Here is a 24038-nt window from a genome sequence, read left to right as displayed (position 1 = left end):
TCGCAACGTGACGTCCGCAATCCGTCTCCCGGTCGCCGTCCTGTTGCCCGGTACCGGCTCTGACGAGGTCTTCGTGCGCTCGGTGTTCGGGGGGCCGCTCGCGGCTCTGGGCGTGCCGCTGATCACTCCCGCGCCGGCTCCCGGGGCCGGTCTCGCGGAGGGGTTTCTGGCCGAACTGGACCGTCTCGCTGACCGGCACGGGACGGTGCTGGCGGGCGGGATTTCGTTCGGGGCGCATCTCGCGGCGGAGTGGGCGGTGGCGAATCCCGGGCGTTGCGGGGGGCTGCTCGCGGCGCTCCCGGCTTGGAACGGGGAATCCGGGCGAGCACCCGCGGCGCTGGCTGCGACGGTCACAGCGGATCTGGTGGCCGCGGAGGGGGTCGGCGGGGCGGTCGCGCAAGCCGAGGCAGGGAGTCCGGGGTGGCTGGCGGAGGAGCTGCGCCGGGCTTGGCGGCGGCACGGCGACGGGTTGGAGGCCGGGCTGCGGGCGGCGGCGGGGAGGGCCGCGCCGACGGTGGAGGCCTTGCGAGGGCTGGACGTTCCGGCGGGCGTCGGTGCTTGCGTGGATGATCCGGTTCATCCCGCTTCGGTCGCCCGGGAGTGGGCGGAGGCGTTGCCCCGGGGGCGGTACGGAGAGACGTCGCTCGGTGCGCTCGGCCGGGAGCGGGAAGCGCTGGGAAGGGCGACCGTCCTGGCGTTCTTGCGGGCGCGGTGACCGGCTCCCTCCTGCGGGAACCGGGAACATGGAAGCGGCCCCCACGGAACTGACGTCCGTGAGGGCCACCTGGAAAAGCGAGCGTGCCTCAGCCCTGTTGTTCGGCGATGTGCTGGGCTACCGCGTCGGGGAGGGTGATGGGGAGCGGGGTGCGCACCGGCATCGGGGAGTTTCCTCGGTCCACGATGGTGCGGCGCACGATCGCTCGCAGCACCTCGGGGGCCTGCGAAGCAGTCGATTGCGGGCCGGCGATCACACCGCGCAGCATCCAGCGCGGGCCGTCCACTCCGACGAAGCGGAGGGCCACGTCGCCGACGATCGCGGACAGCTCCATGCCCCATTCGCCGCGGCCGATGTTGACCTTCGCGCCGTCCGCGCGCAGCTGGTCGGCGAGTTCGTTGCTCACCTCGCGCCACAGGCCGCCGGATTTCGGGGCCGCGTAGGCGCTGACGGTGATCTGCCCGACCTCCGTCACGACGTGCACCGCGCGCACGCCGCCTTCCTCCGGGTCCATTTCGACCTGCACCTGCGAGCCGTCGGGCACCGGTACGCGCACCGAACCCAGGTCGATGCGCGGGATGCCGTCTTCCTCCGCTTCGGTGGCGTCGAACGGACCGTCGGTCGTTTCCGACAGCTGGTCCTCGGGTTCGAGCGCGTCGTCGGCTTCGGAGCTTTCGCCGCGCTGGGAAGCGACGCCCCCGGTCTCGTCGTCGCCGGACCGGCGCTTGCGTCCGAAAATCCCCACTATCGTTCCGTTCCTTCCCCGGTGCCCGCGCCGGTGTCTCCGGCGCCGGGTGCCAGTGTGGCGTGCCCGCCGGTCGAGCCGTAACCTCCCGCGCCGCGTTCGGTCTCCTCGAGTTCGGCGACCTCGACGAATTCCGCGTGCTCCACGCGCTGGATCACCAGCTGCGCGATCCGGTCGCCGCGCGCCAGCACGATTTTCTCGCGCGGGTCGTGATTGACGAGGCAGACCTTGATCTCGCCGCGGTAGCCCGAGTCGATCGTGCCGGGAGTGTTGACCACCGACAATCCGACGCGCGCCGCGAGCCCCGAGCGAGGGTGCACGAACCCGGCGTACCCGGAGGGCAGCGCGATCGCGACCCCGGTGCCCACGACCCCGCGCTCGCCGGGTCCGAGCACGATATCCGAGGTGGTGACGAGATCGGCCCCGGCGTCGCCGGGCCGGGCATAGGCGGGCGGCGGGACTTCGGGGTCGAGCCGCTGGAGGAGGACCTGAACGCTGGACACGGGCGGCGAGACTACCCTTGATGTGTGGCTGACCGCGTGAACACCGCCGCGACGGGCGTCGTCGCACACTCCGAACGGCTCTACCTGCCGTGGTGGGGCTGGCCCCTCCCGATGGCCGGAGCGATCCTGCTCGGCATCGAGGTCCACCTCGGCTACCCGTCGATCCCCATGTGGATCCCCCTCGCGATCGCCGTGCCCGTCATGGCCGCACTGCTGCTCTCGCTGGGCCGGGCAAAGGTCAAGATCACCGCGGGCGACGACCCCGAACTCTGGGTCGGCGACGCCCACCTGCCCCTGCGCTACGTCGGCGAAATCACCGTCGTGGAAAAAGACGCCAAACGCCACGCCCTGGGCCGCGACGGCGACCCCGCCGCCTTCGTCCTGCACCGAGGCTGGGTGGGCCCCGCCGTCCGATTCACCCTGACCGACCCAGCCGACCCCACCCCGTACTGGCTCTTCAGCACCCGCAAACCAAAGCGAGTAGCCGAACTTCTCCGCAACAACGCCTGACCCACGCCCACGCCCCCCCACACACACAGTCCGTGAGGGCCACCTTCACAGCCCCTGATTCCCCTAGGGTTCCCCTCACAGCCTTTCGGCCACCCGCGAAACCGCCGCAGGTTTCGGCCACCCGCGAACCGCAGCAGACGCACCCGGCTCACCAAGCAGCCAGCCCCCGCCCTGCACCCCGATACGAAGCCTTCCCTGCGGTTCGGGGGTGCTTGTCAAGGCATCTTTCCCGCCTTGACAAGCACCCCCGAACCGTCAGCACAATGGGCTTCGGGGTGCCCACGCAACCCCCGGGCGCAATGTCGCCGCCAGGCGACGAGCCAGCCCCCGCCCGCCCCCAGAACACGAGTAAGGGGGCCGACCCAAAACGGCCGACCCCCTTGCTTACCCGGTCATCCCAAGACCGCGAAAACGCTGTCCCCGTGAATCTCCCCTGGATCTCCCCTAGAAAATCCCCAGGTCAGGCGCAATCGCGGCAGATCAGCCGACCGCCGTTGTCCTCGGCGAGCCTGCTGCGGTGGTGCACCAGGAAGCAGACCGAGCAGGTGAACTCGTCCGCTTGCTTCGGCACGACCTTCACGGTCATGTCTTCCCCGGAGAGCCCGGAGAGGTCCGCGCCGGGAAGCTCGAAGTTCTCCGCGGTCGCGTCCTCGTCGACGTCGACGACGCCGGACTGGTTCTCGTTGCGCCGAGCCTTCAGCTCCTCCAACGAGTCTTCGGCCAGCTCGTCGGCTTCGCTGCGGCGCGGAGCGTCGTAGTCGGTAGCCATGGTGTCCCTCACCCCTGCGATTCAGCGTGTCGTCCTGCACCGGTTCCGGAGGCGCCCGATACCGGTCGTGCCGCTGGTCAACGTTCCAGCGCCCCTGTTTGTGCCCGGCCTGCGAGTGACCCAGGTCTCAACCTGGTTGACCTCGTCCGGCGGCCGGAGCCCGGGAAGGGTAGCTCACCGCCGGGCGCGCCTCGCACCGAGTCGGACATTGCCGCTCCAGCGTCACCCGGGAGGGGGAACGCGCAGGTGAGACGCCTGTCCTCCGTTCGGGTTGCCCCGGCGTCGCGAACGTCACCTCGCCGCCGTGTCCGCTTGCTCCCGCGGAGCCGTCCGTGGTGCGATCGCCCCGGAGGGGCATTACGCGGAACGGGTGAAGGTGACCCGCGACACCGCGCGCCGCGGTCAGCGCCTAGGCTCACCGGCTACCACGCCGGTGCGTACGCTGGCGGTTACCGCGAGGCGCGGCGGGGTTACCGCGGCCGGTTCTGCGAGGGGAAGGGACGGGGCAGGTGGCGTCGGGGAACGGGTCGGGGAACCGTGGTGCGCGGCCTTATCGCAAGCACCGTCCGCTGCCCGCGTTGATCGTGATCGGCGTGCTCGCGCTCGGGGCGGTGTTCGTCTGGGTCAACGCCGTCGTGGGCCGCGGCGACGTCGACGAGGCGGTGCGCTGCAATCCCGAGCCCAAAGCCCCTCCTGGAATCACTTACACCTCGGTGCCGCACAACGGCCTGGACGACCGCTCGCCGATGCCGCCGGACAAGGTCGCGCTGAAGGTGCTCAACGCGAGCAGCACGCGCGGGCAGGGCAGCATCGCCACCAACGCGCTGCGCGATCTCGGCTTCACCGCGATCGGCGACCCGGGCAACGACCCGGCGTACCCGAAGGGCGACGCGCGCTGCCGCGGCCAGATCCGCTACGGAGACAACGGCGCCGCCGCGGCCCGCACCGTCAGCCTCGTGATCCCCTGTGCCGAGCTGGTCCACGACACCCGCAAAGACTCCACCGTCGACCTCGCCACCGGCAAACTGTTCACCGACATCCAGCCCCGCCCCGAAGCGGTCAAGATCCTGAAGCAGCTCACCGCCTGGTCGCAGGCGCACCAAGGCGGCGGCGGCAGTGAACAATCCGCCAATCCCGGCGCTCCGGTGATCGACCAGACACTTCTGGCCTCGGCCCGCGCCGTCACCTGCTGATCCCGCGTCCGCGACGAGATCAGCAGGCACGACCCGCCGTCACACTTCTGCCGCACCGCCGGCGGCCAGCGCCGCGCGCAACTCCGGCGCGATCCCCGGCGACGCCGCGAACGTCGAGTCCTCCCCCAGATCCGCCGCCTCGCCGGGCAGCAGCACCGTCGCGCCCGCCTCCCGCGCCACCAGCGCCCCGGCCGCCCAGTCCCAGCGGTGCAGGCCGTGCTCGAAGAATCCGTCCAGCCAACCGGCCGCGACGGCGCACAGGTCCAGCGAAGCCGCTCCCCCGCGCCGAATGTCGCGCACGCGCCCGACCAGATCCGCCGTCAGCTTGCCCTGCCGGACCCGGCGGTCCTGCGCGTAGGAGAACCCCATCCCGACGAGCGCCAGGTCCAGCCGGTCCGCCTCGGACACCGACAGCCGGTTGCCGTCGAGCCACGAACCGCCGCCCCGGACGGCCGTCCAGCGCCGGCCGCTCACCGGCTCCACGACCGCCCCCGCGACCGAGACCCCGTCCACCTGCGCCGCGATCGACACCGCGAAGGCAGGCAAGCCGTACAGGAAGTTGACCGTCCCGTCGATCGGATCGACCACCCAGGTCACCCCGGTTCCGACGGTGCCTCCGCCCTCCTCCCCGAGCACCGGTTCCCCGGGCCGGATCCGCGCCAGCCGCGCGCGGACCAGTTCCTCCGACTCCCGGTCCACCGCGGTCACCACGTCGGTCTCCGCCGACTTCGTGTCCACCGCGACCTCGCCGCCGGACTGCATCCGCACCCAGGCCGTCCGGACCAGGTGCGCGGCCTCGACCGCGACCTGCTCGGCGGCGTCCTTCAGGTCGTTCAGCATCGCCTCGTCAACTCCCACGCCCGCCATGTCATCACATCCGGTTAAAGTCTCCGCAGCAGACTTCTGAATCGTGCGAGAAGGGACCACGTCAGTGACGGCGACCCGAGGCTTCGGAATCGACATCGGCGGCAGCGGGATCAAAGGCGCGCTGGTCGATTTGGAACAGGGACAGCTCATCGGGGACCGGCACCGGATCGAAACGCCGCAGCCGTCGACGCCGGACGCGGTGGCGGACGTCGTCGCCGAGATCGTCCGCGCGGCGGAGTGGGACGGCCCGGTCGGCGTCACGCTCCCCGCGGTCGTGAAGAAGGGCACCGCGCACACCGCGGCCAACATCGACCACAAATGGATCGGCACGGACGCCGAAGCGCTCTTCGCGAAGCGGCTCGGCAAGGGCGTCGAGGAAGTCACGATGCTCAACGACGCCGACGCCGCGGGCCTCGCCGAGATCCGCTTCGGCGAGGCGGCCGCGCGCACCGGCGTGACCGCGCTGCTCACCTTCGGCACCGGCATCGGCAGCGCGCTGTTCCAGGACGGCAAGCTCGTGCCCAACACCGAATTCGGCCATCTGGAGGTCGACGGCCACGACGCGGAAAAACGCGCCGCCGCTTCGGTGAAGGACAACGAGGGCCTGTCGTACCCGCAGTGGGCCAAGCGGGTGCACCGGTACCTCTCGGTGCTGGAGAACCTGATCTGGCCGGACCTGTTCATCGTCGGCGGCGGCGTCAGCAAGAAGGCCGAGAAGTGGGTGCCGCTGCTGGACATCCGCACGCCGGTGGTCGTCGCGTCGCTGCAGAACAACGCGGGCATCGTCGGGGCCGCCGCGGCCGCCGCGGAGGGCGCCGGGCACTGAGCGCGAAGGTTCGCGCCGGGTCTCGGACCGGTCACCGGGAGGCGCCGGGTCGGGGGCCGGAGGGTGATCGCTTCGCGACGCAGTGGGCCGACGTCGTTACAATGGAACACGGCGCAGGAGCTGCGGAGGTAAAACCGCAGGCCGAGGCGTGTTCCCCGAATGTGAGGCAGCCGAGGTGGCGACATCTCGGCTCGTCATGATCGACCGCTGCGAAAGGGCGTAAGTGGCAGCCGCAAGAACCGCAACCCGAGGCGGGACGAAGACAGCGACCGAAGCCGGCGAGCCTGCCGACGAGGCGGCCACCGGAGCGGAGAAGTCCCCGGCGCGCAAGACCGCCGCGAAGCCGGCAGGCGCGAAGAAGACTCCGGCCAAGAAGGCTCCGGCGAAGAAGGCCGCCGCGAAGGGCGCCAAGACCGAAGACGGCGATCCCGACGGCCCGGTCGACCTCGACGAGGCCGAACTCGACAGCCCGGACCTGTCCGATCTCGAAGAGGTCGAGGTCGACGTCGTCGACGAAACGGTCAACGACGAGACCGACGACGATGACGACGACGCGGACGAGGCCGAGACGGCCGAAGCCCCCGCGGCCACCTCCACCGCCGCGCGCCGTCGCGCCGCGGCGGCGGAAAAGGGCGGCAAGTCCTCGGACAACCCGGACTTCGTCTGGGACGAGGAGGAGTCCGAGGCGCTGCGCCAGGCGCGCAAGGACGCCGAGCTCACCGCGTCGGCCGACTCGGTCCGCGCCTACCTCAAGCAGATCGGCAAGGTCGCGCTGCTGAACGCCGAGGAGGAGGTGGAGCTCGCCAAGCGGATCGAAGCGGGGCTCTACGCCGCCGAGCGCGTGCGCACCGCCGAGGAGGAGGGCGAGAAGCTCGTCACCCAGATGCGCCGCGACCTCAAGTGGATCGTGCGCGACGGCGAGCGGGCCAAGAACCACCTGCTGGAGGCGAACCTCCGGCTCGTGGTGTCGCTGGCCAAGCGCTACACCGGCCGCGGCATGGCGTTCCTGGACCTGATCCAGGAGGGCAACCTCGGCCTGATCCGCGCGGTGGAGAAGTTCGACTACACCAAGGGCTACAAGTTCTCCACGTACGCCACGTGGTGGATCCGCCAGGCGATCACCCGCGCGATGGCCGACCAGGCCCGCACCATCCGCATCCCGGTGCACATGGTCGAGGTCATCAACAAGCTCGGCCGCATACAGCGCGAACTCCTGCAGGACCTCGGCCGCGAGCCGACGCCCGAGGAGCTCGCCAAGGAGATGGACATCTCGCCGGAGAAGGTCCTGGAGATCCAGCAGTACGCGCGCGAGCCGATCTCGCTGGACCAGACCATCGGCGACGAGGGCGATTCGCAGCTCGGCGACTTCATCGAAGACTCCGAAGCGGTCGTCGCGGTGGACGCGGTGTCGTTCACGCTGCTGCAGGACCAGCTCCAGTCGGTGCTGCAGACGCTGTCCGAGCGCGAGGCGGGCGTGGTCCGGCTGCGCTTCGGCCTCACCGACGGCCAGCCGCGCACCCTCGACGAGATCGGCCAGGTCTACGGAGTCACGCGCGAGCGGATCCGGCAGATCGAGTCGAAGACGATGTCGAAGCTGCGCCACCCGTCGCGCTCGCAGGTGCTGCGCGACTACCTGGACTGAGCTTCTCCGTTCCCGCGAGAAACCCCGCCCCGCACTACGCGGCGGCGGGGTTTTTCGCGTTTACCGACAACACCACGGCCGGCGCCGGGCATTTCCGCGAAATCCTTCCTTCGCCTGAACACAGTGGACGCCAACCGGTCCGGAAAACCCGGCGACGCGGGATCCCGAGGCGAATTACGCTGCGGCACAACCGCAATCCGCCGGCCCGGTTCCGCCGCGGGAACACGCATCCGCACGTGCGGCTCGGCGCGCTTCCGAGCGGCGGACGTTCCGCGCGTGTCCGTTTCCCGTTCACAACCGTTCACCCGGAACCCCCGGAACCGTTCCGGAATACTCATCGCCGGTGCACGGGCGCGCACCCACCGCGACACTGGGACCCGGACAAGAGGCTAAAGTCGGTTGTTCCCCGCCCGGAAGCGGAAATCGTGATTGTTTGGTTGCCTGAAAACGAAGATCGCAACGGCTGATCGCCATTAGGCTGCGCCCACAACGAGCGTCAGTATTGGAAGGCAGCACCGCCCAGTGTTTTCGAAGAAAACTCAATCGCGAGCGAGCCAGGGAAGTCCGGCGGCTTGGAGCGGATCCTCCGGCCCCGGTGAAGCGAGGCAACTGTGATCGGGTTCCTCCTCCGCAGACTCGTCAACTACATCGCCTTGTGCCTCGTCGCGACCTTCGCGGCGTTCTCCTTGGCGTCGCTGTCCTTCAGCCCGCTGGACGCGCTCAAACTGCGCAACCCGCCCGCACCGCAGGCGACCATCGACGCGAAGGCCGCCGAACTGCACCTCGACCAGGCGATCCCGCACCGGTTCTTCACCTGGCTGGGCGGCGTCGTCCAGGGCGACTTCGGCCGCACCGTCGCGGACCAGGCGATCACCGACGAGCTGTTCCGCCGCGCGGGCGTGAGCCTGCGGCTGTTCCTGCTCGGCATCACGATCGGCATCATCATCGGCGTGCTCGTCGGCGTGGTCAGCGCGATCCGGCAGTACAAGATCAGCGACTACATCGCCACCACGTTCTCCTTCGTGGTGCTGTCGACGCCGGTGTTCGTGATCGCCACGATCCTCAAGGCGGGCGCGCAGTCGGTCAACGACAACCTGCTCAACGGGTACCAGTTCTTCATCGTGCAGGGCGAGGGCGGTGCGATCGACGGCGGTTTCGGCGACGTCCTGCTCGACCGGCTGCAGCACATCATCGTGCCGACCCTCGCGATCGTGCTGACCCAGGTCGCCTACTACAGCCGCTACCAGCGTTCGGCGATGCTCGACGTGCTCGGCTCGGACTTCCTGCGCACCGCGCAGGCCAAGGGCCTCACCCGCAGGCGCGCGCTGTTCAAGCACGGCCTGCGCACCGCGCTGATCCCGATGGCGACGCTGTTCGCGTTCGGCTTCGGCCTCCTCATCACCGGTGGCGTCTTCACCGAGAAGATCTTCGGCTGGTACGGCATGGGCGACTGGCTGGTGACCGGCATTCAGAAGCAGGACACCAACATCGTCACCACCGTGACCCTGTTCATCGCGATCTGCGTGCTGCTCGCCGGCTGGCTCGCGGACGTGCTCTACGCCGCGCTCGACCCGAGGGTGAGGATCTGATGGCCGCCCCATTGAACGAGGCCGACCTCGCCGATTCGGCCGTCGCCGCCACCGAAACGGAGACCGGGCAGCAGAGCGGGAAGTCCTCCAGCCGCGGCAAGCTCGTCGCCCGCCGGTTCTTCCGCAACAAACTGGCCCTCGTCGGGCTCGTCGTGATCCTGCTGTTCTACGTGCTGGCGTTCACCTACAGCTGGTATTCGCCGTGGGGCTACGACGACCTGGACCCGACGTCGACGCTGATGCCGCCGGACGGCACGCACTGGTTCGGCACCAACCAGATCGGCGGCGACATGTTCGCGCAGACCATGCGCGGACTGCAGAAGTCGCTCACCATCGGCTTGCTGGCCGCGCTGTTCTCCACCGGCGTGGCCTCGATCGTCGGCTCCGCGGCCGGGTACTTCGGCGGCTGGACCGACCGGGTTTCGATGTGGGTCGTCGACCTGCTGCTGATCCTGCCGCCGTTCCTGATCATCTCGATCCTGTCGCCCGCTTTCCGCGGCAAGACCTGGCTGATCCTGGTCGGCCTGATCGCGCTGTTCCAGTGGATGATCACCGCCCGCATCGTCCGCGGCATGACGCTGACGCTGCGCGAACGCGAGTTCGTGAAGGCCGCCAAGTTCATGGGCCAGTCCCCGTGGCGGATCATCTTCAAGCACATCGTGCCGAACATGGCGTCGCTGCTGATCATCGACGCGACGATCAACGTCGGCGTCGCGATCATCATGGAGACGTCGCTGTCGTTCTTCGGCTTCGGCGTGCAGGCGCCGGACGTTTCGCTGGGCACGCTGATCTCGGCGGGTTCCGACGCGGTCCGCACGTTCCCGTGGCTGTTCTACATCCCGGCCGGCTTCCTGGTGTTCACCGTGCTCGCGGTGAACTTCGTCGGCGACGGCCTGCGCGACGCGCTCGACCCGTCGTCCAGCCGTTCGCGGCGCAAGGAACGCAAGCGGATCGAAGAGAAAACCAAGTCGACCGCCTCGACGCAGACCGTGGGAGCAGAAGCATGAGCACCGCCGACGTACTTTTTTCCGCGGAGGCGGCATGAGCAGGGCACTCGAACTGACCGTGGACACTGAGAAGCCCACCGGCACCGTGCTTGAGGTTTCCGACCTCGAAGTGTCCTTCCCGTCCGAGTCCGGCCGCGTGCACGCGGTGCGCGGGCTGAACTACCAGGTCGCCGCGGGCGAAGTGCTCGGCATCGTCGGCGAGTCCGGTTCGGGCAAGTCGGTGTCCTCGCTCGCGGTGATGGGGCTGCTGCCGCCGCAGGCGCGGGTGTCGGGCTCGATCCGGTTCCAGGACAGCGAATTGATCGGCAAGTCCGACACCGAACTGTCGAAGATCCGCGGCAAGAAGATCTCGATGGTCTTCCAGGACCCGCTGTCCGCGCTGACCCCGGTGTACACCGTCGGCGCGCAGATCGCCGAAGCGCTTCTGGTGCACGGCAAGGGCACAGTCACCAAGCAGCAGGCGAACAACCGCGCGGTCGAACTGCTCGACCTGGTCGGCATCCCGAACGCGGCGGCGCGGGCGAAGGCTTTCCCGCACGAGTTCTCCGGCGGCATGCGCCAGCGCGCGGTGATCGCCATCGCGATCGCCAACAACCCGGACCTGATCATCGCCGACGAGCCGACCACCGCGCTCGACGTGACGGTGCAGGCGCAGGTGCTGGAGGTGCTGAAGACCGCTCAGGAGGTCACCGGCGCCGGCATCGTGATCATCACGCACGACCTCGGCGTGGTCGCCGGGTTCGCCGACCGGCTGATGGTGATGTACGCCGGGCGCGCGGTCGAGCAGGGTCCGGTCGACACGATCTACGCCCAGCCGCGGATGCCGTACACCTTGGGCCTGCTCGGGTCGATCCCCCGCGTGGACGCGCGGGAGAAGCAGCCGCTGGTGCCGATCGAGGGCCAGCCGCCGTCGCTGGTGGACCTGCCGCAGGGCTGCCCGTTCGCGCCGCGCTGCCCGCTGGCGATCGACGCCTGCCGGACGGCCGAACCGGAACTGTTCACGATCACGCCGGGCAACCCGAACGCGCCGGTCGACACGACGCACCGGGCCGCCTGCATCCGCACCGAGGAGCTCGCCCGTCCGGAAGCGGACGCCGCCGAGGTCTACGGCGCCGAGGTGATCGAGGAGGCCCCGGTCGCGTCCGTGCCGCGGGCCCAGCGCTCGACCGTGCTCGACGTGCAGGACCTGCAGAAGCACTACGCGGTCAGCAAGGGCACCGTTTTCAAGCGCAAGGTCGGCACGGTGCGCGCGGTCGACGGGATCACCTTCGACATCGTCGAGGGCGAAACCCTGGGCCTGGTCGGGGAATCCGGCTGCGGCAAGTCGACCACGCTGATGGAGATCCTCGAACTGGCCGCCCCGGCGCACGGTTCGGTCGCGGTGCTCGGCAAGGACGTCGCGAAGCTCGCGGGCAGGGACCGCAAGTCGATCCGCCGCGACCTGCAGGTGGTCTTCCAGGACCCGATGGCCGCGCTCGACCCGCGGCTGCCGATCGGCGACATCATCGCCGAACCGATGGTCACGCACGGGTTCTCGAAGGAGCGCATCGCGCAGCGGGTGCCGGAACTGCTCGGGCTGGTCGGCCTGCGCAGGGAACACGCCGACCGGTATCCGGCGGAGTTCTCCGGCGGGCAGCGCCAGCGCATCGGCATCGCGCGGGCGCTCGCGCTGGAGCCGAAGCTGATCGTGCTCGACGAGCCGGTGTCCGCGCTCGACGTGTCGATCCAGGCGGGCGTGATCAACCTGCTGGACGAGCTGAAGGCCAAGCTGGGCCTGTCGTACCTGTTCGTGGCGCACGACCTGTCCGTGGTCCGGCACATCGCCGACCGGGTGGCGGTGATGTACCTCGGCAAGATCGTCGAGATCGGCGACGTCCGCACGGTTTTCGAGGCGCCGCAGCATCCCTACACGCAGGCGCTGCTGTCCGCGATCCCGATCCCGGACCCGGCCAAGGAGCGCGAGCGCGGCCGGATCATCCTCACCGGGGACCTGCCCAGCCCGGCGAATCCGCCGTCGGGCTGCCGGTTCCGCACCCGGTGCTTCGTCTTCTCCCAACTGTCCGAAGAGGACAGGAAGAAGTGCGTCGACGTCGAGCCGCCGCGCGAATCCCGCGCGCAGGACCACGACGTGGCGTGCCACTACGCCAAAACCCGCGAAGTTGTGTAGCCACAATCCGTTGGCACACCAGAAGAAGGAAGGTACACACATGCGACGGAGAATGGCCGCACTCGTGGCCCCCGTTGCCGCTCTGGGGCTTCTGCTCGCCGCTTGCGGCGGCGGCGGCAACGGCGGCGGCAACGGTCTGCAGGACGCCGGCACGTCGGGCGTGAAGACCGCCGACATCAACGAGCAGCCGCTGGACAAGCTGAAGGACGGCGGCGACTTCAAGTGGCCGATCGACTCGATGCCGGACAACTGGAACTACAACCAGGTCGACGGCACGGTCCTGGACGGCGCCAACATGGACGGCGCGATCATGCCGTACATCTTCACGCAGAACGCCGACGCGTCGGTGGCCGTGAACAAGAACTACGTCACCTCGGCCGAGCTGGTCAGCCAGGACCCGCAGGTCATCGAGTACAAGATCAACCCGAAGGCCAAGTGGAGCAACGGCCGTCAGTTCTCGTGGGAGGACTTCGCCGCCCAGGCCAAGGTGCTCAACGGCAAGGACCCGGCCTACCAGGTCTCCGGCACCACCGGCTACGAGGACATCGCCAAGGTCGAGAAGGGCACTGACGACCTCGACGTCAAGGTCACCTTCTCGAAGAAGTTCGCCGAGTGGAAGGCGCTGTTCTCGCCGTTCTACCCGAAGGAACTGAACAGCGACGCGAACACCTTCAACAAGGCGTGGGCGCAGAAGGCGCTGATCACCGCGGGCCCGTTCAAGATCAAGGACGTGGACAACACCGCCAAGACCGCGGTGTTCGAGCGCGACCCGAACTGGTGGGGCGACAAGCCGAAGCTGGACACCGTGACCTTCAAGGTCGTGGACCGTCCCGCCCTGGCCGACGCGTTCGCCAACGGGCAGATCGACTTCTACAACCTGAACAACGACATCAACGCGTTCAAGCGGGCCCAGTCCGACCCGAACGCGGTCGTGCGCCAGTCGACCTACCCCGACTACACGCACATGACGCTCAACGGCGCCCCGTCCTCGATCCTCGCGGACAAGGACCTGCGGGTGGCCGTGCTGCGCGGCGTCGACACCGTCAGCATCTCGAAGTCGATCCTCGGCCAGATGCAGAAGGACACCACGCCGCTGGGCAACCACTGGTACCTCAAGGGTTCGAAGACCTACGAGGACAACAGCGGCCCGTACAAGTTCGACCAGAACGCGGCCAAGGCGGATCTGGACAAGCTGGGCTGGAAGCAGTCCGGCGACCTGCGCGCCAAGGACGGCAAGCAGCTGAAGCTGCGCCTGGTCATCCCGACCGGCACCCCGATCAGCCAGCAGACCGGCCAGATCCTGCAGTCGCAGCTGAAGGCGATCGGCGTGGGCATCGACATCGTCGCGGTCCCGACGGCCGAGTTCTTCAAGAACTACGTGAACGTCGGCAACTTCGACCTCACGCTGTTCCGCTGGATCTCGAACTCGTTCCCGATCGGCGGCAGCAAGGGCATTTACTACCTGGACCCGAAGAACATCAACCAGAACTACGGGCACATCGGCAGCGACAAGGTGAACCAGCTGATCGACGCCGCGGCTCAGGAACTGGACGACACCAAGCGGGCCGCGGACCTGAACGCCGCGGACAAGGAGATCTGGGCGCTGGGCCACCAGCTTCCGATCTTCCAGTCGACCGGTGCCTTCGCCGTCCGCAAGACCCTGGGCAACTTCGGTTCGCCGGGTTACGCGAACACCCCGTACGACTTCACCAAGATCGGCTTCGTGAAGTAAGTCTCCCCTAGCGGGAATCGAAGGAGCGGCGCGGACTCCCCGCGCCGCTCCTTCCTTTTTGGACAGTTAAGGTGAGTTCTGTGCGGAAGTTCCTGCGGTTGCGGCCGGTGCGGCACATCCTGGTGACGAGTGCGGTCGTGTTCGTCGCGTGCGCGGTGGTGTTCGTGGTGCAGCTGCTGGAGTTCAACAGCACCCGGCCACGGCTGGAGGGGCTGTCCGCGAACGCGACCGGAATCGTTTCGCGGGTCGACGACGCCACCGTCACGGTGCGGTTCCCGGTGCCGAATCAGCCGGAAGCGAGCGCGGCGGTCGAGGTGGACACCACGCCTCCGAAGCTGGGCGCGAAGGTTCCGGTGCGCTACGACCCGTCGGCTCCGTCCCGTGCGGTCACGACCGGTGCTTCGGCCCTGGTGACCGCCGACCGCGCCTCGACGTACGCGACGGTCACGGTGGTGGCGGTGCTCGCGATGCTGGCGGTGAACGGGTTCTTGCTCTTCACGCGCTTCGTGCAGCCGTCGCGACGCAAGGCGGGTGCTTCGGTGCCGATGCGCCGGGTGAAGGTGCAGCGCGGCTTGCTGACGCGGTCGTGGCTGGAGACCGATACCGCTACCCCGCGGTGGATCCCGGTGTACTTCTCGCCGACGCTGATCGGCCTGCCGTCGCCCTCGCGAGTCGAGGTGCTGGGCGACTTGCGCACGGACCGCCATCTCGCCGTCCGCATCGACGGAGAGGTGCTGTATCCGGCGGGTTCGGTGCGCTCTGGCGAGCCTCGCGGCCGCCGTCTGGACAACCCTTCCGCGCCGGACGAAGAACGCGCACTCGCCGCTGCCACGCCGGTACGGCTCGCGCGCCAGTTCCGCGCCGATCTGCCGGTGCTGGCCGTCGCTCCCGTCGTGGGCGCGTTCTGGGCACTGGTCGACGGCAGCGGATTCGCGGGCTGGCTGACCGTCAGCGTCCTGATCGCCGCGTTCGGCTTCTGGTGGGCCGCACTGCGCGGCTCCGACCCCTCACTCTGACTCCAGCGCTTTCAGGATCTCCGCCAGCTCCGGATACGACTCCTCGACCTTCCCCTCCTTGCCGAGCCGATACCGCTCCAACCGCACCGCGCCGAGGTGCCGCGCCTCGTAGTACAACGCCCTCCGCCGCGCCGACGGGGACTCGTCCGGCCGTCCGTAGGTGTCCCAGAACGCGTCCCGTTTCGAGCCCGTTTTCACCGAGGCCATGCGGATCGTCCAGTCCGCCGCCGGGTCGCCCCACCAGCTGCGGTCGTGGTCGAACACTCCGACGATCTCCAGCTCCGGCGTCAGCATCACGTTCACGTGCCACAGATCCCCGTGCAGCAGGCGCGGCTCGGCGATCTCGTCGAGCACCGCGGCGTCGCGCTCCGCCCAAGCGGCCACCGCGCGCAGGTCGGCGCCGTCCAGGCCGAGGTCTTCGACGTCAGCGGCGTTGTCCGTGAAATACGCGATCAGCGCTTCGCTCCAGGTCGCGAAATGCGGTCCGGCCACGACGCCGAAACCGGGCCCGCGCACCTCGTGGACGGCGCGGGTGATCTCGCCGAGCCGGTGGAAGTACGGCGTCCGCTCCTCCGGCGAGACGGGCGACAGGATTTCCGGACCGGGCTGTCCGGGCAGAACGGCCTGCAGGACGTAATCGCGGCCGATGACCTGGTGCGTGAAGTCGGCCGCGAGCGTAACCGGCATCAGCGGCGCGATCGGCGCGAAGTACGGCGCGGCAAGGTATTCGTTGCGCATGAACTGGTGCTCGATCCGGGTCTGCCGCGCCGGTTCCGGGGCGACGCGCAGGATCGCCGGGCCATCAGCCAGCTCCACCCGGTAGGTGTTGTTGTACCCGCCCCACCCGATCTCGACGGCGGACCGCACGCTGGAGCCGGCCGCGCGGCGGCAGAGCAGCTCGATCTCCTCGGCGGTGAGGGATCGCTGGAACGCGTCCGGGGGCCGGTCTTTCGGCTGGAAGTCCACCGGGGCATCCTGCCACTCCGCTCAGGACAGCACGAATCCTTTACGGCTCAGCGAATCCTCGATCCGCAGCCGTTCGAGATCCCGGTCGGCGCCCTCGCGCAAGCCGTCGAGCCGGTGTTCGACCCCGATCTCGCGGCAGGCGGTGACGAGCAGTTCGTCGTACGCCTGCCGGGTGCCGATCCGTCGCGCGGCGGGCGTTCCGGCGGGAAGCCGCGCGAGGGTCCGGCGTACCCGGCGCAGATCGGCGGCCACCTGCTCTACCGGCGGTCCGGACGGCACTGGAACGGAGCGTCGCCGGCGAAGCCAGCGACAGACAGCGGGAAGGCGGAGGGCAGCCCAGAACAACGCCGAGGGCGCCACGCTGACCACGGCGAACAGCACAACCGGACCGGCCGCCACCCCGCCGAGTCTAGCCGCGGCGGCGTTTGCGCGCCCGGTTCGCGAACAGCACCGCCGCGCCCGCCCCGAGCAGGACGACGCTGGCGATGACGTGCAGTCGCGGCGGCAAGAGATGCAACTGGAGGAACCAGCTCGGGTGCCCCGCCCCGGCGAGCCGGTTGATCAGCCCGCCCGCGCCCTGGACCACCAGCAGAATTCCCAGCAGCTCGATCATCGCGACGCCTCCTTTTCCGGCGCGGAGGAGCCGAAAATCTGCTGCCACAGGGGCCCGAAGACGAACCACACGCCGGTGAGCGTGCCCAGCCGCGGCAGCCAGCCCCACAGCGGTTCGACGTGGCCCGGGTCGCCGACCACCACGATCGCGAGCAACAGCAGCCCGGCGCTGATCGCGGACGCCAGCACGCATTTGCCCCATTCGCGCCATTCCTTGCGGATCTTCGCGCGGCCGTACAGCTTCTCCGGCCGCGGCCCGCCAGAGAACCGGTGCGCGAACCGGACGTCGGCCCACTCCACCACCGACGGCCCGAAGACCACCGAGAAGCCCAGGTACACCGCGGCCAGCCCGTGTGTCACGTTCGGCACCGCGCCGTTCATCAGGTCGATCACCGTGATCACCAGCAGCACCAGGTCGACCACGGGCACCAGTGCCAGCAGCACAGTGCTGGCCTTCTGCTTCCGCAGCACGTAGCGGGTCAGCAGCCCCGCTGCGAGGAAGACCCAGAACCCGATCTCGCACGACACGATGGCGGCGGTCATCGGGCTGTTCAGAATCTCGTCCATGCGTCCACTTTCGCGGCCACGGGCGTCCGCGCGCGTCAGCGGACGGCACGATCGGGGGGTCATCATTTCGTAGGACGACCGGGCCGCCGCGGTGTGCTGTCATAGGCGGGTGCGCTTGCGAGACCTGCGCTCGGCCCTCCCCCGGCCGAGCGAACTGCCTTCATGGCAGCAGAACGGGCTCGTCGCGCTCGCGGTGTTCGCCGGCGGCTCGTTGCTGTACCTCGCCGACGTCCACCGGCTGCAGCCGAGCGGCGACCCGTACCCGCTCTGGGTCCGGTTCGCCGAACTCACCGCGATCTGCCTCGCCTCGTTCCTGCGCCGGAAGGTGCCGTGGGGGCTGCTGATCGCCACGGGGATCGTCGGCGCCGATGTCGCGCTGGGCCTGTCGCTGCCGATCGCCATCGCGTACACGGATTTCCTGTACTCCGCCATGATGCACGGCTCCCGCCGGACGACCCGGGTGCTGGTCGGAGCCACCGCCACCGCGGTGCTCGCGGTGGTGTTCGTCTTCCTGGCCGTGGCGGGCTGGCGGGCGGCGGCGGTCGGTGCGTTCAGCCTGCTGTCGTTCCTGCTCGTTCCGGTGTGGTGGGGCGCGAATGTACGCCAGCAGAGCGACATCGCGGCGACCGAACGCGCCAACGCCGAGCAGCTCGCGACAATCGCCGCGCTGGACCAAAAGGCGGCCGTCGCGGCCGAGCGCGCGCGGATGGCCCGCGACCTGCACGACGTCGTCGCCGGGCATCTGTCGGCCATCGCCATCCAGTCGGAGGCGGCGCTGTCCATGGCCGACGATCCGAAGACCGCGCAGACCGTGCTCGTCGCGGTGCGGGAGAACAGCGTGCGCGCGCTGGAAGAAATGCGCGCGATGATCGGCCTGTTGCGCTCGGAACCCTCGGAGTCCTCCGAGTTCTCGGAGGACGAGGTGACCGCCCCGGCCCGGCTGGCAGAACTGACCAGACTGGTGGAATCGGCCCGGGCGGCGGGCATGACCGTTACTGTGGATTCCACTGTGGACGAAGAACTCGCGCTCCCGACGGCAGTCGACCTCACCGCGTACCGGATCGCGCAGGAAGCGCTCACCAACGCGGTCAAACACGCTCCGGGCAGCCGGACGACGGTGCGGTTGCGGGCGGCCGACGGCACGCTGACCGTCGAGATCGGCAATGAGCTGCTCAGCGCACCGGCCCAGGCCGACAGCGGAGGGCACGGCTTGCTCAGCATGCGCGAGCGCGCGCACGCCGTCGGCGGCACCCTGCGAGCAGGTCCGTCCGGGCCGCGCTGGCTCGTCCACGCCGAACTTCCCCTCGCCGGAGAGGCACCATGACCATCCGAGTCCTCGTCGCCGACGACCACGGCGCGATCCGCGCCGGGCTCGCGCTCATCCTCGGCAACGCCGAGGGCATCGAGGTGGTCGGCGAAGCTTCCGACGGCGAGGTCGCGCTGCGCCAGGCCCGCGCGCTGCGCCCGGACGTCGTCCTGATGGACGTCCGGATGCCCGGCACCGACGGGATCACCGCCACCCGGCAGCTGATCGCCGAAGGGCTCGCCGAGGTCCTCGTCCTCACCACCTTCGACCTCGACGAGTACGTGCACGCCGCGCTGCGCGCCGGGGCCGCCGGGTTCCTGCTGAAGTCGGTGGAGGCGCCGCGGCTGATCGAGGCCGTCCGGCTGGTCGCGGCCGGCGAGGGAGTCCTCGCGCCGCAGGTCACGAAACGGCTGATCGCCGCCTTCGCCCGCACCCCGGCCGAGCCGTCGCCCGCCCCGACCGGCCTGACGGACCTCACCGAACGCGAGCGCGAGGTGCTGGGCTGCCTCGGCGCCGGGCTGTCGAACGCCGAAATCGGCGCCCGGCTGTACATCGGCGAGGCGACGGTGAAGACGCACGTTTCCCGGGTGCTGGCCAAGCTCGGCCTGCGTTCCCGGGTGCAGGCCGCGATCCTGGCCCAGGACCACGGCCTCACACCACCCGGATAGCCGATCTGCGCATCCGGCCGTCACCTTCTAACGTTCCCCCATGGGTGTGCGGAGAACTCTCGACGTCGACGAAGTCCTCAAGCGACAGGAATCCGGCGAGCTGAAGCGGCGGCTCAGGGGGCGCGACCTGATCGGTTTCGGCGTCGGCATCATCATCGGCACCGGGATCTTCACCCTCGCCGGGGTCGAGGCCAAGACGCACGCCGGACCGTCGGTGACACTGTCGTTCGTGATCGGCGCGGTGGTCGCCGGCCTCGCCGCGCTCTGCTACGCCGAACTGGCCTCCAGCGTGCCGACCGCGGGCAGCGCCTACACCTACGCCTTCGCCACGCTCGGCGAGATCTTCGCCTGGATCATCGGCTGGGACCTGCTGCTGGAGTTCGCGCTCGGCGCGGCCGTGGTGTCGCGCAGCTGGTCCGGCTACCTCGCCAACCTGCTCGGACTGTCGCCGGACTGGTTCGGCGAGGACGCGAAGGTCAACGTCGGCGCGGTGCTGATCATCGCGGTGCTGACGGTCGTGGCCGTGGTCGGCATCAAGGAGTCCTCGTGGCTCACGAACGTGCTGGTGCTCGTCAAGGTCGCGGTCTGCGTGCTGATCCTCGCCGTCGGCGTGTTCTTCGTGAAGGGCTCGAACCTCACCCCGTTCGTGCCGCCCGCGCAGCCGCCGTCGAGCAGTGCGAACGCGTTGCACCAGCCAGTGATCCAGGCCGCGCTCGGGCTCGAGCAGTCGGTGTACGGCATCGCCGGCATGGTCACCGCCGCGGCCGTCGTGTTCTTCGCCTACACCGGTTTCGAAGCGCTCGCCAACCTCGGCGAGGAGACCATCAACCCGCGCAAGGACCTCCGCGTCGGCATCCTCGGCGCGCTGGCCGTGTGCGCGGTGCTCTACATCGGGGTGTCGATCGTGCTCACCGGCATGGTCCACTACACCGACATCGACTCCGGCGCGCCGCTCGCGGACGCGTTCGACCGGGTCGGCCAGCACTGGGTCGGCGCGCTGATCTCGCTCGGCGCGGTCACCGGGCTGACGTCGGTGATGATGGTCGAACTGGTCACGATCGGCCGGATCGGCTTCGCGATGGGCCGCGACGGCCTGCTGCCCAAGGCCATCGGCACGGCGCACCCGCGCTGGGGCACGCCGCACCGGATGACCATCGGCGGGGCCGCGCTGATCGCCGTGCTGGCGGCGTTCGTGCCGATCTCGGCGCTGGCCGACATGGTCAGCATCGGCGCGCTGTCGGCGATGATCATCGTCGCGGTCGCGGTGCCGGTGCTGCGCAAACGCCGCCCGGACCTGAAGCGCCCGTTCACCGTGCCGCTCTCGCCGGTGCTGCCGATCATCGCCGCGGTGGCGTGCTTCTACCTGATGCTGAACCTCGACGTGATGACCTGGCTGCGGTTCGCCGCGTGGCTCGTGATCGGCCTGCTGATCTACTTCTTCTACGGCCGCAAGCATTCCCGCTTCGCGAAGTAAGGTCAGGCCACCGCGAGGTGCACGCGATGGTGGCGCGGGTTCTCGATTTCGTCCAGCAATGCCACGGCGAAATCGGCGTACGAGATCTTGACCGAGAGGTCGCCGTGCTCGCCGATTTCGTAGCGGCCGGTGCGCTCACCGTCGTGGTCGAAGTCGCCGACCGGGCTGACGTACACCCAGTCCAGCCCGGCGCCCTCGGCACGCAACACCTCGAGCCCCGCCGCGTGCGCCAGGCAGAACGGCCGGAATTCGGCCGGAATCGAGTCCAGCACCGAGGTTCCGTCGGCGGCGGGCAGCAGCGCGGACAGCCCGACCGCGACCAGCCGGGCCTGCGATAACCCGGTGACGAGGGCGCGTGCGGCGCCGGTGAAGAACGCCTCCGGGTCGGTGCCCTCGCCGTAGACCGCGGCCGCGTTGACGACCGCGTCGTGCCCGGCGGCGAGGGCGGCGACGTCTGCCGCGTTGGTGACATCGCCAGCGACGACATCCGCCAAGTCGCGGTAGCGCGCGGGATCTCGGACTACGGCGGTGACATCGTGCCCGCGCCGCCGCGCCTCGGCGGCTGCCTGCCGTCCGGCCCGGCCGCCCGCGCCGAAAATGACGATCTTGCTCATTGTGGGAATACCTCCTGGAGTGTCGATGCTCTGGAAGGTAGCCAGGGGGCCGGTTCCCTCCGGGATACTGAGAGGAGACCGCGATGACCGTTCGGCAGCCATTGCCTCCCGACCTGTTCGAGGAGCTGTGCCCGTCCTCGATGGTGCCGTTCCGCTTCGGGGACAAGTGGTCCCCGCTGGTGATCCGCTGCCTGGAGGACGGGCCGCGCCGGTTCTCCGAGCTGCGGGTGCCGTTGCGCCGGGTCACGCCGAAGGTGCTGACCCAGACCCTGCGCGGCCTCGAACGTTCCGGGCTGGTGTCCCGTACGGCGCACGCCGATCCCGCGTTGGGGGTGGAGTACGCGCTGACGCCGCTCGGCCGCAGCTTGCTGGAGCCGATGCGGGTGGTGTACGGCTGGGTTGCCGAGCATTGGGAGGAATTGCTGGACGCGCAGGAGCGCTACGACGCGCCGCCGCTGCGCAACCCGGCGTAGGAAACCGCCTGCGCCAACGCTCCCGCGTGCCGGGCGTCCGCCACCAGCAGCACCGATTCCAGCCCCGCCGCGATCCATTCCACCGGCTGGTCGTGCACGCCGTCGTCGCCCACCTCGCGGTAAGTGTCCACAACGGACAGCAGAGTTCCCTCCGCGCCGAGCCGTACCCCGGCGATCAGCACGTGATGCGGCGCGGGCGGCCGCCACCGGTTCGTCCACAGTGGAGGGATGCCGGTGTCGAGATAGTCCAGCAGCGCGCGTTCCGGCGTGTCCGGCGCGCCCAGTTCCGCCGGATCGACCCGCGCCAGCACCGCCACCCGCGGCAATTCCCACAGGCCCAGCAACAGATCCGAGACCGTCGAAGCGCGCCACTCCCCCACCGCCGGAACCACTGCCAGCTTCTTCGCGGACAACGTCCGAATAGCCGCAGCCAAGCCGTCCAGCGAAGTGCCCGCAGCCGTCTCGTCGAACGGCACCGGAAGACGGAAGTCGTTGCGGGACAACGCACCTTCCGGAAGGTTGGCCGGTGCGCGCACAGTACCGGCGGCGATCGCGACCTCGTCCTGATCCGGCACCGCGATGTCCGCCGCGCGCAGTGCCACGAGTGCGGTGAAGGCCGCCGCCAAACCGTCCTTCTGCGGGAGTTCCGCCCGGGCTTCCGCCACCAGGCGCGCACCGCCGGGAAGCCAGTGGACGTCGGAAAGCCCCGTGTTCAGTACCGCCACAGATGCGCCGCCACGATCTCCTCAGGCGCCCGCTCGGCGGCCCACGCCGCGTCCGAGGCGCGCACCGCGCGGAACGCGCCGAGCAGCTCGTCCCCCAAAGCCCCGGACACGCGCGGATTCGCCAGCAGCGCGGTGTCCTGTTCGGACGGACTCGCCGGCAGCGGCAGCACGCCCGCGGTGTTCCGTTCCCCTTCGCTCCAGCCGCCCGGGTCCTCCGCGATCGGCTCGGGCAGGACCGCCGAATCCTCGATCCCGGCCATCCCGGCGGCGAGCACGACAGCCAGCGCGAGATACGGATTGGCCGACGCGTCCGACGTCTTCAGTTCGACATTCGCGTGCTCCGGCCCGAGCAACGCCGTGCCCGGCACATACCGCAGCGGCGCTTCGCGGTTCTCCACGCCCCAGAACGCATAGGCACCAGCGAAAAACCCGGGCCGCAACCGCATCGTCGAGGGCACGCTCGGCGCCGTGATCGCCGTCAGCGCGGGCAAATCCCGCAGCAGCCCGCCGAGGTAGGCCGCGCCCGCGCCTTCCGGCACGCCGTCGCCAGCCAGGAGATTGCGCCCTTTCCGGCGAACGGACGTATGCAGATGCCAGCCGTTCCCGGCCGCGCCGAGGCCGATCATCGGCGCGAAACTCGCCACGAGTCCGTGCGCGTGCGCGGCCGCGTGAACGGTCTGCCGGGCCAAGAGCTGATCGTCCGCCGCGGACACCGGATCCGTGGCCGCGAGCGACAATTCCAGCTGTGCCACACCGTATTCCGCGTGCAGCTGGCCGATCTGCAGGCCGTTCGCGGCGAAATCGTGCAGGAGCGCGGCGACGAACTCGTCCAAGCCGATCAATGCGTGCGGGCTGTACGCGGGCCCCCGATGCCCCGGCGCGGACACGACGTCCTCGCTGCCCGCCGGGGCGACAGAAAACTCCAGCTCGTACCCAGCACGGAATTCCAGACCACGCTGCGCCGCCTCGGCGACCTGTCGTTCCAGCACGGAACGCTGGCAATACGGCCAGGGCGAACCGTCCGCGGCGAGTTGCCGCACCGGCGCCCAGGCGAGCGCAGGCTGGCCGGCAAGCCGACGGAGGCGTTCCAGGACCGGCACGAGCCGGATGTCGCCAGACGGCGTACTGAGGCCGGAATGCGCGTAGGTGATGGCGTCGTGGCTGTCGAAGACCGCGAACAGCGAGGTCGCGCCGACGCCGCGGACCGCCGCGTCGGCCAGTCCGCCGACCGGGACCACGCGCGAGCGCGGGATGCCGTTGTTGTCCGCCCAGGCCAGGTGGACGCCACCGACCCCCGCCGCGGCCAGGTCCTTCGCCGCCGCCGACGCCGCCTTGGTCATGGCAACCTCCTC

At 69.7% G+C, this 24038-nt stretch carries 25 protein-coding genes; 14 read left to right on the top strand and 11 right to left on the bottom strand.

Annotated elements, in window-relative coordinates:
- Window positions 1–7: 7 nt before the first annotated feature.
- Window positions 8–715: an alpha/beta fold hydrolase gene (locus ACZ7SW_RS39610; protein WP_470235499.1), complete on the top strand. Its 708-nt coding sequence runs from the start codon at window positions 8–10 to the stop codon at window positions 713–715.
- Window positions 716–803: 88 nt separating this feature from the next.
- On the opposite strand, the gene ACZ7SW_RS39605 is transcribed toward ACZ7SW_RS39610, so the two are convergent.
- Window positions 804–1460 carry a DUF3710 domain-containing protein gene (locus ACZ7SW_RS39605; protein ID WP_470235498.1) on the bottom strand — a complete coding sequence of 219 codons (657 nt, stop codon included), beginning with the start codon at window positions 1458–1460 and terminating at the stop codon, window positions 804–806.
- Complete coding sequence (dut, locus tag ACZ7SW_RS39600; RefSeq protein WP_344267559.1) at window positions 1460–1963, bottom strand: dUTP diphosphatase; 504 nt, start codon at window positions 1961–1963, stop codon at window positions 1460–1462. Before dut ends, ACZ7SW_RS39605 begins: the two co-directional genes overlap by 1 nt.
- A gap of 24 nt (window positions 1964–1987) precedes the next feature.
- On the opposite strand from dut, the gene ACZ7SW_RS39595 reads away from it, so the two are divergent.
- Window positions 1988–2473 carry a DUF3093 domain-containing protein gene (locus ACZ7SW_RS39595; RefSeq protein WP_470235497.1) on the top strand — a complete coding sequence of 162 codons (486 nt, stop codon included), beginning with the start codon at window positions 1988–1990 and terminating at the stop codon, window positions 2471–2473.
- Between the two features lie 460 nt (window positions 2474–2933).
- On the opposite strand, the gene ACZ7SW_RS39590 is transcribed toward ACZ7SW_RS39595, so the two are convergent.
- On the bottom strand, window positions 2934–3242 hold the full coding sequence (locus tag ACZ7SW_RS39590; protein WP_013224476.1) for a DUF4193 domain-containing protein: 309 nt from the start codon (window positions 3240–3242) through the stop codon (window positions 2934–2936).
- Window positions 3243–3751: 509 nt separating this feature from the next.
- On the opposite strand from ACZ7SW_RS39590, the gene cei reads away from it, so the two are divergent.
- Complete coding sequence (gene cei, locus ACZ7SW_RS39585) at window positions 3752–4435, top strand: envelope integrity protein Cei (RefSeq protein WP_470235496.1); 684 nt, start codon at window positions 3752–3754, stop codon at window positions 4433–4435.
- A gap of 39 nt (window positions 4436–4474) precedes the next feature.
- Here the strand turns inward: cei and ACZ7SW_RS39580 are convergent, their stop codons facing one another.
- On the bottom strand, window positions 4475–5302 hold the full coding sequence (locus ACZ7SW_RS39580) for an inositol monophosphatase family protein (protein ID WP_470235495.1): 828 nt from the start codon (window positions 5300–5302) through the stop codon (window positions 4475–4477).
- 64 nt (window positions 5303–5366) lie between these two features.
- Here ACZ7SW_RS39580 and ppgK point away from each other — a divergent pair, with 64 nt between their 5' ends.
- From ppgK to ACZ7SW_RS39545, 7 genes are all read left to right on the top strand, one after another.
- Window positions 5367–6128 (top strand): polyphosphate--glucose phosphotransferase, encoded by a 762-nt coding sequence (gene ppgK / locus ACZ7SW_RS39575; protein WP_470235541.1) that lies wholly within the window; start codon window positions 5367–5369, stop codon window positions 6126–6128.
- Between the two features lie 223 nt (window positions 6129–6351).
- Window positions 6352–7770: an RNA polymerase sigma factor gene (locus ACZ7SW_RS39570; RefSeq protein ID WP_470235494.1), complete on the top strand. Its 1419-nt coding sequence runs from the start codon at window positions 6352–6354 to the stop codon at window positions 7768–7770.
- A 611-nt stretch (window positions 7771–8381) separates the two neighbouring features.
- Window positions 8382–9359: an ABC transporter permease gene (locus ACZ7SW_RS39565; protein WP_470235493.1), complete on the top strand. Its 978-nt coding sequence runs from the start codon at window positions 8382–8384 to the stop codon at window positions 9357–9359.
- Complete coding sequence (locus ACZ7SW_RS39560) at window positions 9359–10366, top strand: ABC transporter permease (protein WP_470235492.1); 1008 nt, start codon at window positions 9359–9361, stop codon at window positions 10364–10366. The genes ACZ7SW_RS39565 and ACZ7SW_RS39560 overlap by 1 nt, the downstream gene beginning before the upstream one ends.
- Window positions 10367–10400: 34 nt before the next feature.
- Complete coding sequence (locus tag ACZ7SW_RS39555) at window positions 10401–12533, top strand: ABC transporter ATP-binding protein (RefSeq protein ID WP_470235491.1); 2133 nt, start codon at window positions 10401–10403, stop codon at window positions 12531–12533.
- Window positions 12534–12573: 40 nt separating this feature from the next.
- Complete coding sequence (locus ACZ7SW_RS39550; protein ID WP_470235490.1) at window positions 12574–14265, top strand: ABC transporter family substrate-binding protein; 1692 nt, start codon at window positions 12574–12576, stop codon at window positions 14263–14265.
- 80 nt (window positions 14266–14345) lie between these two features.
- Window positions 14346–15281 carry a hypothetical protein gene (locus tag ACZ7SW_RS39545; RefSeq protein WP_470235489.1) on the top strand — a complete coding sequence of 312 codons (936 nt, stop codon included), beginning with the start codon at window positions 14346–14348 and terminating at the stop codon, window positions 15279–15281.
- On the opposite strand, the gene ACZ7SW_RS39540 is transcribed toward ACZ7SW_RS39545, so the two are convergent.
- Genes ACZ7SW_RS39540 through ACZ7SW_RS39525 form a run of 4 tightly spaced genes read right to left on the bottom strand, consistent with a single transcriptional unit; the run spans window position 15273 to window position 17426 of the window.
- Complete coding sequence (locus ACZ7SW_RS39540) at window positions 15273–16247, bottom strand: phosphotransferase family protein (protein ID WP_470235488.1); 975 nt, start codon at window positions 16245–16247, stop codon at window positions 15273–15275. The genes ACZ7SW_RS39545 and ACZ7SW_RS39540 overlap by 9 nt on opposite strands.
- Window positions 16248–16268: 21 nt before the next feature.
- Window positions 16269–16646, bottom strand: coding sequence for a hypothetical protein (locus ACZ7SW_RS39535; protein ID WP_470235487.1), 378 nt, complete (start codon window positions 16644–16646; stop codon window positions 16269–16271).
- Between the two features lie 10 nt (window positions 16647–16656).
- A complete protein-coding gene (locus ACZ7SW_RS39530) occupies window positions 16657–16860 on the bottom strand; it encodes a hypothetical protein (protein WP_470235486.1) in 204 nt (67 codons plus the stop codon).
- The gene (locus tag ACZ7SW_RS39525; RefSeq protein WP_470235485.1) at window positions 16857–17426 is read right to left on the bottom strand and encodes a hypothetical protein; all 570 of its coding nucleotides are present in this window, start codon (window positions 17424–17426) and stop codon (window positions 16857–16859) included. Before ACZ7SW_RS39525 ends, ACZ7SW_RS39530 begins: the two co-directional genes overlap by 4 nt.
- A 109-nt stretch (window positions 17427–17535) precedes the next feature.
- Between ACZ7SW_RS39525 and ACZ7SW_RS39520 the strand changes: the two genes are divergently transcribed.
- The 3 genes from ACZ7SW_RS39520 to ACZ7SW_RS39510 are packed head-to-tail and all read left to right on the top strand — an operon-like array spanning window position 17536 to window position 20874.
- A complete protein-coding gene (locus tag ACZ7SW_RS39520) occupies window positions 17536–18750 on the top strand; it encodes a sensor histidine kinase (RefSeq protein WP_470235484.1) in 1215 nt (404 codons plus the stop codon).
- Window positions 18747–19400 (top strand): response regulator, encoded by a 654-nt coding sequence (locus ACZ7SW_RS39515; protein WP_470235483.1) that lies wholly within the window; start codon window positions 18747–18749, stop codon window positions 19398–19400. Before ACZ7SW_RS39520 ends, ACZ7SW_RS39515 begins: the two co-directional genes overlap by 4 nt.
- 40 nt (window positions 19401–19440) lie before the next feature.
- Window positions 19441–20874: an APC family permease gene (locus tag ACZ7SW_RS39510; protein WP_470235482.1), complete on the top strand. Its 1434-nt coding sequence runs from the start codon at window positions 19441–19443 to the stop codon at window positions 20872–20874.
- A 2-nt stretch (window positions 20875–20876) separates the two neighbouring features.
- Here ACZ7SW_RS39510 and ACZ7SW_RS39505 read toward each other — a convergent pair whose 3' ends face one another.
- Window positions 20877–21590, bottom strand: a complete 714-nt coding sequence (locus ACZ7SW_RS39505; protein ID WP_470235481.1) for an NAD(P)-dependent oxidoreductase — start codon at window positions 21588–21590, stop codon at window positions 20877–20879.
- Between ACZ7SW_RS39505 and ACZ7SW_RS39500 the strand changes: the two genes are divergently transcribed.
- Window positions 21572–21961 (top strand): winged helix-turn-helix transcriptional regulator, encoded by a 390-nt coding sequence (locus tag ACZ7SW_RS39500; RefSeq protein WP_470235480.1) that lies wholly within the window; start codon window positions 21572–21574, stop codon window positions 21959–21961. The two genes, ACZ7SW_RS39505 and ACZ7SW_RS39500, sit on opposite strands and share 19 nt — an antisense overlap.
- Here ACZ7SW_RS39500 and ACZ7SW_RS39495 read toward each other — a convergent pair.
- Both ACZ7SW_RS39495 and ACZ7SW_RS39490 read right to left on the bottom strand, forming a co-directional pair.
- Window positions 21928–22686, bottom strand: coding sequence for a DUF6885 family protein (locus ACZ7SW_RS39495; protein ID WP_470235479.1), 759 nt, complete (start codon window positions 22684–22686; stop codon window positions 21928–21930). The two genes, ACZ7SW_RS39500 and ACZ7SW_RS39495, sit on opposite strands and share 34 nt — an antisense overlap.
- Window positions 22674–24026: a type I glutamate--ammonia ligase gene (locus tag ACZ7SW_RS39490; RefSeq protein WP_470235478.1), complete on the bottom strand. Its 1353-nt coding sequence runs from the start codon at window positions 24024–24026 to the stop codon at window positions 22674–22676. Before ACZ7SW_RS39490 ends, ACZ7SW_RS39495 begins: the two co-directional genes overlap by 13 nt.
- Window positions 24027–24038: the final 12 nt, after the last annotated feature.

This window comes from Amycolatopsis sp. NPDC114484, from assembly GCF_055633755.1.
Note: the sequence above shows the minus strand (reverse complement) of the source record. Positions and strands in the feature narration are given on the sequence as shown.

Excerpts from the sequence above, each read along its gene's own strand:
- ACZ7SW_RS39525 (WP_470235485.1), bottom strand. The coding sequence starts at position 17,426 with ATGGACGAGATTCTGAACAGCCCGATGACCGCCGCCATCGTGTCGTGC.
- ACZ7SW_RS39560 (WP_470235492.1), top strand. The coding sequence starts at position 9,359 with ATGGCCGCCCCATTGAACGAGGCCGACCTCGCCGATTCGGCCGTCGCC.
- ACZ7SW_RS39515 (WP_470235483.1), top strand. The coding sequence starts at position 18,747 with ATGACCATCCGAGTCCTCGTCGCCGACGACCACGGCGCGATCCGCGCC.
- ACZ7SW_RS39510 (WP_470235482.1), top strand. The coding sequence starts at position 19,441 with ATGGGTGTGCGGAGAACTCTCGACGTCGACGAAGTCCTCAAGCGACAG.
- ACZ7SW_RS39500 (WP_470235480.1), top strand. The coding sequence starts at position 21,572 with ATGACCGTTCGGCAGCCATTGCCTCCCGACCTGTTCGAGGAGCTGTGC.
- ACZ7SW_RS39580 (WP_470235495.1), bottom strand. The coding sequence starts at position 5,302 with ATGGCGGGCGTGGGAGTTGACGAGGCGATGCTGAACGACCTGAAGGAC.
- ACZ7SW_RS39530 (WP_470235486.1), bottom strand. The coding sequence starts at position 16,860 with ATGATCGAGCTGCTGGGAATTCTGCTGGTGGTCCAGGGCGCGGGCGGG.
- ACZ7SW_RS39505 (WP_470235481.1), bottom strand. The coding sequence starts at position 21,590 with ATGGCTGCCGAACGGTCATCGCGGTCTCCTCTCAGTATCCCGGAGGGA.
- ACZ7SW_RS39550 (WP_470235490.1), top strand. The coding sequence starts at position 12,574 with ATGCGACGGAGAATGGCCGCACTCGTGGCCCCCGTTGCCGCTCTGGGG.
- ACZ7SW_RS39490 (WP_470235478.1), bottom strand. The coding sequence starts at position 24,026 with ATGACCAAGGCGGCGTCGGCGGCGGCGAAGGACCTGGCCGCGGCGGGG.
- ACZ7SW_RS39555 (WP_470235491.1), top strand. The coding sequence starts at position 10,401 with ATGAGCAGGGCACTCGAACTGACCGTGGACACTGAGAAGCCCACCGGC.
- ACZ7SW_RS39590 (WP_013224476.1), bottom strand. The coding sequence starts at position 3,242 with ATGGCTACCGACTACGACGCTCCGCGCCGCAGCGAAGCCGACGAGCTG.